We start from the raw sequence: 3,966 nt of genomic DNA, 5'->3' as shown, positions 1-3,966 counted from the left end.
CCGGCCGGGGCACCCGCCCGGCCGCCTGCCAGCGCCCCGGGCACGCCCCGGCCCTGGCCCGCTCCGCGCACGCCCCCGCCCCGGCCGCCGCCGGGTCCCGCTCACGCCGGGTCGCCGAAGACCTTCCGCTCGAACCGGGTGGCCAGGCGCGGGTAGCGGCGGGGCGCGAGCCGGACCAGGAGGTCCACGGTCCTCGCGTCGCTGCCGACCAGCACCCGGGGCCTGCCCCGCTCCACGCCGCGCAGGATGATCGCGGCGGCCTTGTCCGCGGGCATCCTCAGCAGCTTCTCGTCGTACACGCGCACCCGCGCCCGCTCGCTCGCGGGGACGTCGATCCCGGCGCGCTGCGCCTCCCGCAGCGCGGCGGTGGCGATGTTGGTGCGCACCCCGCCGGGGTGGACGACCGTCACCCGGACGGGGTGGCCGGCCAGGAGCATCTCCGCGCGCAGCGCCTCGGTGAAGCCGCGGACGGCGAACTTCGAGGCGCAGTACGCGCTGAGCCTGGCCTGCGCCATGAACCCGTTGAGGCTGGAGACGTTGACGACGTGGCCGTCGCCTGAGGCGATGAGGTGCGGCAGGAACGCCTTGGTGCCGTGGACGACGCCGAGCAGGTTGACGGCGAGGACCCGGTCGAAGGCGGCGTAGTCGCTGTCGAGCACGGTGGTGGACGCGCCCGCGATGCCGGCGTTGTTGTAGATCTGGTGCACCGTCCCGTAGTGCCCGGCGACTGCGGCGGCGTGCCGTTCGACGGCATCGCGGTCGGCGACGTCGAGGCGGGCGGCCAGCACGGGGGCGCCGAGCCGCTCGGCCGCCTCGGCGGTCCCGGCCAGGGACCGCTCGTCCACGTCGGACAGCGCCAGCCGCGCGCCGCGGCGGGCGAGCCCGAGGGCGAGGGCGCGGCCGATGCCCGACCCGGCGCCGGTGACGACCGCGACCTTCTCGGTGACGCTGCTCATCGGGTGCCTCCGGGGGCGGCGGGCCGCGCCGCGCCGCCGGCGGCCGCGGGCGGGGAAGGGGACGGGGCGGGACGGGGGGTGGAGAAGCGCAGGTGGCGGTCGGCCACGGGGCCGTCGCGCAGCAGCCGCACGTCCTCGCGGTAGTCCGTCGAGGTGCGCCACGGCCCCTGTTCGCCCTGGCGCGGGAGCAGGTCGATGGCGCGCCGGACATAGCCGGCGGCGAAGTCGAGCAGCGGCCTGGTCGCCATGCCCGAGGCGGGCAGCTCGGGGCGGCAGACCGTGTGGCCGTGCTCGTCCATGTGGGCGAGCAGCCGGCACAGGTGCTCGCACAGCAGGCCGACCTTCAGCGTCCAGGAGGAGTTGGTGTAGCCGATGGCGTAGGCGAAGTTGGGCACGCCGCTGAGCATCATGCCCTTGTAGGCCACGGTGTCGGGCAGGCGCACCGGCGTGCCGTCCACGGTCAGCTCGATCCCGCCGAAGGCCAGCACGTTCAGGCCGGTGGCGGTGACGATGACGTCCGCGGGCAGCTCCCTGCCCGACGCCAGGCGCACCCCGGTCTCGGTGAAGGTGTCCACGCGGTCGGTGACCACGGAGGCGGTGCCGGCGCGCAGGGCGCGGAACAGGTCGGCGTCGGGCACCGCGCACAACCGCTGGTCCCACGGGTCGTAGGGCGGGTCGAAGTGCTCGTCCACGGGATAGCCCTTGGGCAGTTGCCGTGTGTTGACCAGGCGGATCAGCCTGCGGGCGGCCCTGGGGTGCCGCCGGCAGAACCGCCACACGGCGCGCTGCTTGGCGATGTTCTTGCGCCGGGTGACGGCGTACGCGCGCCGCTCGCCGAGCACCGCGCGCAGGGCGTCGGCGACCACGTCCCGGGAGGGCACGGGCAGGATGTAGGTGGGGGTGCGCTGGAGCATGGTGACGTGCGCCGCGGTGCCGGCCATCGCGGGCACCAGGGTGACGGCGGTGGCGCCGCTGCCGATCACCACCACGCGCCGGCCGGAGTAATCCAGGTCCGGCGGCCAGTGCTGCGGGTGGACGACGGTGCCGCGGAACCGCTCCCGGCCCGGGAAGTGCGGGGTGTGGCCCTCGTCGTAGCGGTAGTAGCCGCCGGCGCAGAACAGCCAGCCGCAGGTCATCGTGGACCGCTCCCCGGTGTCGGTGCGCTCGACCTCCACCCGCCAGCGGGCCCGCTCGGTGGACCACGAGGCGGCCACCACCTTGTGGTGCAGGCGCACCTCGCGGTCGATGCCGTGCTCGGCGGCGGTCTCGCGCACATAGGCCAGGATGGCGTCGCCGTCGGCGATGGCCTTCTCGCCCGTCCACGGCCGGAACTCGTAGCCGAAGGTGTGCAGGTCGGAGTCCGAGCGCACGCCGGGGTAGCGGAACAGGTCCCAGGTGCCGCCGGTGGCGCCCCTGGCCTCGAGGAGGGCGTAGCTCTTTCCCGGGTGGCGGGTCCTGAGGTAGTAGGCGGCTCCGATGCCGGAGACGCCGGCGCCCACGATGAGGACGTCGAGGTGCTCGGGGCCCGCCGTCGACGGGGCGTTGCTCATGCTGCGGCTCCGCGGGTTCGGCTCGGTGTCGGGAGGACCATCGTCCGGCGCCCCACCGCACGGTTCAATGACAGGATGCACCGCAGTGAGCCGCCGGTGGTGCACTGTGCACACCGGTTCACCGGTTCGTGGAGGTGGTGGCATGGGAGTCCGCGCGGCCTGGGAGCGGCCGTCCCCGCGCGTGCGGGAGCTGATGCGGCGCGGCGCCGAGCTGGCCCTGCACCCGCCGCCGGAGTGGCTGGCGGAGCTGGACGAGGCGACGCTGTCCGGCGAGCACATGCGGCAGATCGCCGACGACCCGGTGCTCGCCGCGGGCACCCGCAGGACGAACCGGGCCAACATCCTGCACTGGGCGGCGGCCAACGTCCGCGACCCGGGCGGCCCCGTGCCCCCGAACCTGGGCGAGGCGCCGCTCGCGGTGGCGCGCGACCTGGTGCGCCGGGGCCTGGACGAGTCGGCGCTGGACGCCTACCGGGTCGGGCAGGGCGTGGCCTGGCAGTTGTGGATGCAGATCGCCTTCTCGCTGACCTCGGACGCGGAGGAGCTGCGCGAGCTGCTGGCCGTCTCCAGCCGCTCCATCTCCGCGTTCGTCAACGACACCGTCGCCGCGATCTCCGAGCGGATGCGGCTGGAGCGCGAGGAGCTGACCCGGGGCACCCACGCGGAGCGCCGGGACGTCGTCGCCCTCATCCTGGACGGCGCGCCCATCACCCGGCGGCGCGCCGAGGCGCGGCTGGGCCACGACCTGTCGCGCCTGCACACCGCGGCCGTGGTGTGGAGCGACGACCCCGACTCCGACCTGGGCGACCTGGACCGGGCCGCCGACGCCCTGGCCCGCGCCACCGGCGGTGCGCGCCCCCTCACCGTGCTCGCGGGCGCGGCCACCCGCTGGGTGTGGGTGCACGGCACGCCCGACATGGAGGCGCTGCGCGCGGCGACGGCCGCGATGCCGGCGGTGCGGGTCGCCGTCGGCTCCCCGGCCGCGGGCCTGGACGGCTTCCGGCGCAGCCACCTGGACGCCCTGACCACGCAGCGGATGCTGGCCCGCCTGGACTCCGGCCGGGCGGTCGCCGCCTACGACGAGGTGGAGCTGGTCTCGCTGATCACCGGCGATCCCCAGCGCGCCGACCGCTTCGTCAAGCGCACCCTGGGCGGCCTGGAGACGGCGGCGCCGGAGCTGCGGGCGGCCGTGCTGACGTTCGTGCGGGAGCAGTGCAACGCCTCACGCGCCGCGGCGCGCCTGTACACCCACCGCAACACCCTGCTGCGCCGGCTGGCCAAGGCGCAGCAACTGCTGCCCCGCCCGCTGGAGGAGAACGTCATCCAGGTGGCGGCGGCGCTGGAGGTGCTGCGCTGGCGCGGGGACGGGCCGGGGCGCGCGGCGGGCGCGGACCGGGGCGGGCGGGGCGGCGCGGCGGACGGGTGACGGGCCGCTGGCGCTCGGCGGCTCCGCCTTCATC

3 protein-coding genes are annotated in these 3,966 nt (G+C 75.9%); 1 reads left to right on the top strand and 2 read right to left on the bottom strand.

The genetic code is table 11. The features are described from left to right. Positions 1–101 precede the first annotated feature (101 nt). Both ACYVO2_RS37135 and ACYVO2_RS37130 read right to left on the bottom strand, forming a co-directional pair. Positions 102–956 (bottom strand): SDR family NAD(P)-dependent oxidoreductase, encoded by an 855-nt coding sequence (locus tag ACYVO2_RS37135; RefSeq protein WP_461012542.1) that lies wholly within the window; start codon positions 954–956, stop codon positions 102–104. Then, complete coding sequence (locus ACYVO2_RS37130) at positions 953–2,506, bottom strand: flavin-containing monooxygenase (protein ID WP_461012541.1); 1,554 nt, start codon at positions 2,504–2,506, stop codon at positions 953–955. The genes ACYVO2_RS37135 and ACYVO2_RS37130 overlap by 4 nt, the downstream gene beginning before the upstream one ends. A 142-nt stretch (positions 2,507–2,648) precedes the next feature. On the opposite strand from ACYVO2_RS37130, the gene ACYVO2_RS37125 reads away from it, so the two are divergent. Then, positions 2,649–3,932 (top strand): PucR family transcriptional regulator, encoded by a 1,284-nt coding sequence (locus ACYVO2_RS37125; RefSeq protein WP_461012540.1) that lies wholly within the window; start codon positions 2,649–2,651, stop codon positions 3,930–3,932. Positions 3,933–3,966 lie beyond the last annotated feature (34 nt).

The sequence above is a fragment of the Streptomyces capparidis genome, assembly GCF_054782095.1.
This window is presented reverse-complemented; position numbering and strand designations above follow the sequence as displayed.

Coding starts and splice junctions, on each gene's coding strand:
- ACYVO2_RS37130 (WP_461012541.1), bottom strand. CDS start 2,506: ATGAGCAACGCCCCGTCGACGGCGGGCCCCGAGCACCTCGACGTCCTC.
- ACYVO2_RS37135 (WP_461012542.1), bottom strand. CDS start 956: ATGAGCAGCGTCACCGAGAAGGTCGCGGTCGTCACCGGCGCCGGGTCG.
- ACYVO2_RS37125 (WP_461012540.1), top strand. CDS start 2,649: ATGGGAGTCCGCGCGGCCTGGGAGCGGCCGTCCCCGCGCGTGCGGGAG.